The organism is Flavobacterium frigoris (genome assembly GCF_900111075.1).
GTDB lineage: Bacteria > Bacteroidota > Bacteroidia > Flavobacteriales > Flavobacteriaceae > Flavobacterium > Flavobacterium frigoris.
This window is the reverse complement of the sequence record NZ_FOFZ01000009.1, coordinates 126,883-132,882: the sequence shown is the minus strand read 5'-3', so window position 1 is coordinate 132,882 and position 6,000 is coordinate 126,883. Positions and strand designations below refer to the sequence as shown.

The following is a 6,000-nucleotide window of genomic DNA, read 5'->3' as shown; positions in this document are numbered from 1 at the left end:
TAAACAAGGGATAATATTTTAAGTATATTTGAATACTAATTAACAGATGAAAAAAAGTAGTTTTTAATGAAAAATGGAGATGGTCATTTTGCTCCGGAATTAGGTGGTCATTTTGAATTGGAATCAGGTCATCACTTTAAATTGGAATTGGGTGGTCAATATAGCTGGAATTTGCAGTACAGCGCTATTAAACTAGATGAAGCGAACCCACATTTGCTGATATGAATAATTATTCTCAATTGCCTTAGAATTAGTAATAATTAGAAATTAAACGCCAAACTCTCGCTTTAAAGGACATCTATTATCTCCAATGGTCGTATTGGATATTTTTACGTGAAGTTTTAAACAACAGATCGCCATGAAGCCATTCACTTTTGACCAAATACCTATAATGATGAACAAGATTCATGATAAATTGGATTATTTAGAAAAACTAATTGCAAGAATTTCTACTGTAGAAGAAAATAAGGAAGAACTTCTAAACATTCAAGAAGCATCAAAACTTTTAAATCTATCGGTATCAACAATCTATAGTAAAGTGTGTAAAAGGGAAATCCCATTTAATAAACAAGGTAAACGCATTTATTTTTACAGGCATGAGTTAATGAAATGGATTAAGTCTGGTCGAGTAAAAACTTATTTCGAGATCGAAAATGATATTGAAAAGAGGTGAAAAATCTGAAGTAAAACTAGATTTTTGACCTCTTTTCTTTTGACCTCTTTTTTTTTTAAATCCTAATTTCTAGGTATCACCATCATATAAGACTTAGCTTTTTTATAACAGTGATGTAATAAACATTCAAAATTAATAACTATTTTTGTACAAACAACTCCCATGAGATATGTTGTCTTAATAAGGATACTTTGTTTAGTTTTGTGATAGTTTGCTTTAAATTGTACCATAATTGTACCACAGAGGTTTAAAAAGCCATTAAAGTAAGGAAAGTTATTTTCTGTATTGGAAAATAGCAATCGTGAGCAAGTTAGCAGTCTTTAAACATCAATAAAATTTCAAATAAAAAGAAAATAACAGCTTTCGTTTGATCTCCAAATTAGCCGATTGTACTTAACACAATCCCTAATTTCACCACTGATAGAGCAATAAATAGCAGTGGTGAGTTATTTTTAACATAATATTACTAGGCTATCTTTCGCAAAATTCTATTTTTGTAACTTAACTATAATAATAAAAGACATGAAAGAATTAGTAGCAAAGATTAACGCTGAGTTTGAAGCATTTACTGCAGAAACAGAATCTCTAATTGAAAAAGGAGTAAAAGCTGCTGGAGCAAGAGCACGTAAGTCAACTTTAGAAATGGAAAAAATGCTAAAAGAATTTAGAAAACTTTCTATCGAAGAGTCTAAAAAATAATTCCCTTTTACACAAAAGTCCTTAGTCAATCTAGGGGCTTTTGTTTTTTAACACCATTAAGTACTATTCAAACGGAATTTACTTAGCGAGCAGCTGTATAGTAGCAGTCACATGACTGCCATTTCAGGCTATTCACTACAAGTCCGCGGGAATCGCCCTTAAAACATAAACCCAAAACGAGCTTCCTCTGGTCGCTGTTTTGGGTTTTGTTTTATACGGGCTCTTCCCTTGCGGGCTTTTCGTTACTATCCTGGGCAGAAAGTAAACCTTGGATAAAATCTATTCATCCCCATCAAAAAAATCGTTAATATCAAAATCATCACTCTCTGTCGGTGGAACTACTCCTTGCGGATTAAACAAACCCCATTCATCCCAAATGTGATTGCTAGTTTCAAAACTAGCTACCCAATCTAAAAACAACAACCGAAATTCATCAATTTCTTTTCTAATGAGTTTTACGTATTCTAAATCTTTATAACTCTCATGAAATCGCAAACTTCCCACCTGTACATATAAGTGCATCGCATGATCTCTAATAATAGCCGCATTTTGCATCCGAATACTGTATAAATCACCTCCTTCGGCTCCCGCAATTTTTACCGTAATAATCATAGCATCGGCTCGCATCAAGTCTTTTGTTCCTTGAATATAATCATCGTCTTCCGGTAACGACCCCATCAAGCTTTCAACTAATTGGTAAATCAGTTCTGCTTTTTGGAAGATTGGTAAGTTCTGAGTATTGTCTAATCTAGACATAGTTCGCTGATTAGTTTTATTAATTTAATTAAAATTTTAATTTCATTTAAAGATAGAAAGATAGTTGATTTTCTAACTACAACCAACCTGATTGAATCCATTTTAGCATAGTTCGCTTATATTCTTTTACGGAGATTAAAAATACTATTATTTTCGAAAAATACAGAAAATAATTGAATCCGACTTCTGGATAAAAATTAACATTAAATTTGGTCATAAGAACTAAAAAGTCTCTTTAAATATTTTAATTTAGCCTAAAAATTACGAATACAAAACATAATTTCATGGACGATGAAACCTTTATCTTCTGCCTCGAAGGTGTTCCTGACATAGACACCACTACAAATACTGAGGTGGTAAAAAACTTAGAAAAATTTGCCCTTGAGCATAATATTGCCAGTATTTACAAAACCTGCGATACCATTGAAGGATTAGAAGAAAGCTTAGGTGCTTTACTTTATGACGATCATAATTTTAAAGATTATGTTATTATTTATTTGGTAATGCCCGGACAAGAAAACAATATTTGCTTACATGATTATTACTATAGCTTAGAGGAAATTGCTGAGTTATTTGAAGGAAAATTAAGAGGTAAAATCGTACACTTTTCTAATAAAAAAGTTTTAGACTTAACTGCCGAAGAAGCCCAGTACTTTTTGGACATCACTAATGCTCGTGCCATTTCCGGTTACGGGGAATCATTACATACCTTGAGCAGTATTCACTTAGACAAAGCTTTTTTCAGCTTATGTGAAGAACAAGACGACCTTGTTGAAATAGTTGAAGAATTGCATCAAAAACATTATGCGCTTTGTAAACTGCTAGACTTTAGAATGTATTACTAAAAACAATAGTCCATTTTTTATAACTAAACCAAATCTACAAGGTTAAAATTTTACTGCGAACCTGAGTGCTTATCGCTAGTTTCAAAAATACTCACTCATTAAATTAGCGTCTTTGTACCTTCATAGCCATAAAAATAAAAAACTATGTAATTTGCAGTAAAGTTAAACATAATTACTATTTAATAAATTAAAAATCAGTTGTTTACATAAAATTTACTAACTTTAATATATGAAAAAACATTTCAATATTATTATCGCAGGAGCCGGAGGTATTGCTGAGGCTGTTAGTTTAATTTTAGCCGAATGGAGTGATACCACTCCAACTCTTTTTATTGGCGATCGAAGTTTTTTAAAAGCTAAAAAAGTAGCTAAGTGGATAGAGGAAGGAACTACAAAACCCTGTATCATTAAAGCTTTTAATCTTGACGAAAAAGGATTAACTGAGGAAATGATTACCATCTTTCAACAAGGAGATATCATTCTGGACTGCCTGCCAGGTGTCGCAGCACCAAGAATAGCTCAATTTGCAAAAGACTTTAACCTTCATTACGCCAACCTTACTGAATATGTTGCCGAAACGGCGGAAATTATAACTTTGTCTAAAAATGCAACTACTGGTTTTCTATTGCAGACTGGCTTAGCACCAGGTTATATTGATTTATTAGCCCATGAATTATTCAAGCAATTTCAAAATGATTACAAAGTCAACTCTGTCCACACACTAGAATTTAAAGTTGGTGCCTTAACAAAACATGCCGTGGCACCTCACTTTTACGGATTTACTTGGAGTCCCGTAGGTGTGGCAACCGAGTACCTGAAAGATACCATTGTACTGAGGGACTATGTCAAAACCACACTGCCGTCCTTATCAGAAAGAGCTACCATAATTATTGACGGCATTACTTATGAAGAAGATCTTACCTCTGGAGGTGCCGCAGATTTACCAGATGCTTTATCTGGAAAAGTGTGCCATCTCGATTATAAAACATTACGCTATCCTGGTCATTATGTATGGATTGAAAAGCAAATAAAAAAAATAGGCACTACAAAAGATGCAATTAAAGAACTCCAACAGAAGATGCAAGAAGCAATTCCGCATATAGAGGACGACCAAATTGTATTGTATGCTGCCATAGAAGGCAAAGACATCGAAGGAGTTTTACGCCGCCGCGAAATAGCCAAAACCATACTCCCACAAAAAATAGGGAATCATCAATTAAGAGCCATTCAAACTACTACCGCAGCACCTTTGGCGCAAGCCGCACAATTACTGCTCGAAGGTAAGTACAAAGGTGCTCTTCTACAAAGCCAAATTGACTCCGCAGCATTCCTTAATGGGAATTTTGTTTCTAGAGTATATGGAAAAATTTAATGCCTAATTAGTACGAAACAAACTTTGGTTTTCCATACAAACAAAATGCATTTTTTTGTAATATTACGTTCTATTAAAGCACAGTTAATATTCGCAAATAATGAGAACGTACTATATCAATAATGGCCAAGAGAATGGTGGGCCATTTACACTAGACGAATTAAAAACCCAACAGCTTACCAAAGCTACTTTAGTTTGGCACCAAGCTATGGACGAATGGAAGCACGCTACTGACATACAAGAACTTAAATCGTTTTTCACAGTAGTTCCTCCATCTATAAAACAAGCTATTACTACTCCCGAAATAGAGCTTTACAAAACTTCTAAAACCATATTAGGACTAAAAAAAAGTCACTTTTTTTTAGCGCTGTTATTTTCAGCAATACTCCTAACCGTTTTTATTCTTAATGTCATTCAAAATAATAAAAGAAGTGAATTAGACTTAAAAAATAAACAAACCGAATTTAGCAACGAAAAAATTAAACTAGAGCAAAACGAACGTAATGAAGAACGCATTCAAGAGGAAATTAGAAAAAGAATAGCGTTAGAAAATAATAACCTGAGAAAAAGAGATTCGATCAACAGTCGCATTAGCGAAATTAAGGCCTTGCTGATTGACAATAAAAATAAATTAGCAACATCGACAAAAGATTTAAGTGATGCCGAAAAATTTACATTCTTTCGATCTGAAAGTGAAAAAACGGAAGAAATTAGTTTGTTACAAAATGATCTCCAAAATATAGAAACTCAAATAATCCAATTAGAAAATGAATCGGACAGGTTGTATTTACAACTTGAAATGATTCGTTAAAATAGACTATTCCATTTAATACCGTTTAAATCAATACTCAAATAATACTTTTGACTTAAAAATATAATACAACTATTAACGGAGCGGACTAAATCAAAAAATAACATGTACATACGACAGATCTATTGACTTTCTTAAAATCAGTCTGTAGCAATGTGCTAGATCCGTTGCGTCTATGAGCCAATTATTATATTTGGTATCGAAAGATATGATAAAAATCAATCACATTTTAGCCATCCAGTAATACTCATTCGGGTATTTTGAGTCACTAAAACTTCATGAAGTAGTTCATCACTTTTAAAGAAAACTGTCTTTCCTTGTGTAGGCGCGATTTTCTGGTTATTATTTTCTTGGTGAATTAGTAATTCTCCTCCATCAGCCGGTTGCCAATTGTCATTTAAATAACTAATCATCGAATACTTCCTACTAGGGTTATTGTGAAATTGATCAAAATGCTGCAGGTAAAAATCTCCTTTTTCATACAAGGAATAATGAAATTCATAGCCCGTAATTCCAGTATAACAACTCTCATTCAAGTAGGCAATAAAAGCTTCAATTTGTTCAAAAAAAGCATTTTCAAATTCATTATTGTGCTTTTTGTCTAACCAATAAATAGAATCACTTCGCACGGCGTTATCATAAGCGATTACTTCTGAATTACCTGTTCCTGCAACAATTAATAAATTTTGTTGGTTTAAGGCGAGTAAATTTTGCTTTAAGCTATTGGCCAAGTCGTCGCTTAAAAAATGTTCAGAGATCCCTACTTTATTCTCAATATAGGAGGTAATTAAAGCTTCAAAGCTATTTTCCATTGTAGTACATTGACCGAAAGTGATGCCAACGG

General features: G+C 33.0%; 8 protein-coding genes. 6 read left to right on the top strand and 2 right to left on the bottom strand.

Annotated features, from left to right (window positions below; all coding sequences use genetic code 11):
- Positions 1-66: 66 nt before the first annotated feature.
- The 3 genes from BMW63_RS18165 to BMW63_RS12730 all read left to right on the top strand — a co-directional run bounded on the left by BMW63_RS18165 (position 67) and on the right by BMW63_RS12730 (position 1,372).
- Positions 67-225 (top strand): hypothetical protein, encoded by a 159-nt coding sequence (locus BMW63_RS18165; protein ID WP_175460288.1) that lies wholly within the window; start codon positions 67-69, stop codon positions 223-225.
- A gap of 133 nt (positions 226-358) precedes the next feature.
- On the top strand, positions 359-673 hold the full coding sequence (locus BMW63_RS12735) for a helix-turn-helix domain-containing protein (RefSeq protein ID WP_074723849.1): 315 nt from the start codon (positions 359-361) through the stop codon (positions 671-673).
- 522 nt (positions 674-1,195) lie between these two features.
- Entirely contained in the window at positions 1,196-1,372 is a 177-nt protein-coding gene (locus tag BMW63_RS12730; protein WP_074723847.1) for a histone H1, read from the top strand.
- A 279-nt stretch (positions 1,373-1,651) separates the two neighbouring features.
- Here the strand turns inward: BMW63_RS12730 and BMW63_RS12725 are convergent, their stop codons facing one another.
- Entirely contained in the window at positions 1,652-2,128 is a 477-nt protein-coding gene (locus tag BMW63_RS12725) for a hypothetical protein (RefSeq protein WP_074723845.1), read from the bottom strand.
- 284 nt (positions 2,129-2,412) lie between these two features.
- Between BMW63_RS12725 and BMW63_RS12720 the strand changes: the two genes are divergently transcribed.
- The 3 genes from BMW63_RS12720 to BMW63_RS12710 all read left to right on the top strand — a co-directional run bounded on the left by BMW63_RS12720 (position 2,413) and on the right by BMW63_RS12710 (position 5,156).
- Entirely contained in the window at positions 2,413-2,973 is a 561-nt protein-coding gene (locus tag BMW63_RS12720) for a DUF6642 family protein (protein WP_074723844.1), read from the top strand.
- Between the two features lie 229 nt (positions 2,974-3,202).
- Positions 3,203-4,345 (top strand): saccharopine dehydrogenase family protein, encoded by a 1,143-nt coding sequence (locus BMW63_RS12715; protein ID WP_074723842.1) that lies wholly within the window; start codon positions 3,203-3,205, stop codon positions 4,343-4,345.
- Positions 4,346-4,445: 100 nt separating this feature from the next.
- A complete protein-coding gene (locus tag BMW63_RS12710; RefSeq protein WP_074723841.1) occupies positions 4,446-5,156 on the top strand; it encodes a DUF4339 domain-containing protein in 711 nt (236 codons plus the stop codon).
- Positions 5,157-5,374: 218 nt separating this feature from the next.
- On the opposite strand, the gene BMW63_RS12705 is transcribed toward BMW63_RS12710, so the two are convergent.
- On the bottom strand, positions 5,375-5,968 hold the full coding sequence (locus tag BMW63_RS12705; RefSeq protein ID WP_074723840.1) for a 2OG-Fe(II) oxygenase: 594 nt from the start codon (positions 5,966-5,968) through the stop codon (positions 5,375-5,377).
- Between the last annotated feature and the right edge of the window lie 32 nt (positions 5,969-6,000).

Bases quoted from the DNA above. Each gene is read 5' to 3' on its own strand.
- BMW63_RS18165 (WP_175460288.1), top strand. From the start codon at position 67: ATGAAAAATGGAGATGGTCATTTTGCTCCGGAATTAGGTGGTCATTTT.
- BMW63_RS12735 (WP_074723849.1), top strand. From the start codon at position 359: ATGAAGCCATTCACTTTTGACCAAATACCTATAATGATGAACAAGATT.
- BMW63_RS12730 (WP_074723847.1), top strand. From the start codon at position 1,196: ATGAAAGAATTAGTAGCAAAGATTAACGCTGAGTTTGAAGCATTTACT.
- BMW63_RS12725 (WP_074723845.1), bottom strand. From the start codon at position 2,128: ATGTCTAGATTAGACAATACTCAGAACTTACCAATCTTCCAAAAAGCA.
- BMW63_RS12720 (WP_074723844.1), top strand. From the start codon at position 2,413: ATGGACGATGAAACCTTTATCTTCTGCCTCGAAGGTGTTCCTGACATA.
- BMW63_RS12715 (WP_074723842.1), top strand. From the start codon at position 3,203: ATGAAAAAACATTTCAATATTATTATCGCAGGAGCCGGAGGTATTGCT.
- BMW63_RS12710 (WP_074723841.1), top strand. From the start codon at position 4,446: ATGAGAACGTACTATATCAATAATGGCCAAGAGAATGGTGGGCCATTT.
- BMW63_RS12705 (WP_074723840.1), bottom strand. From the start codon at position 5,968: ATGGAAAATAGCTTTGAAGCTTTAATTACCTCCTATATTGAGAATAAA.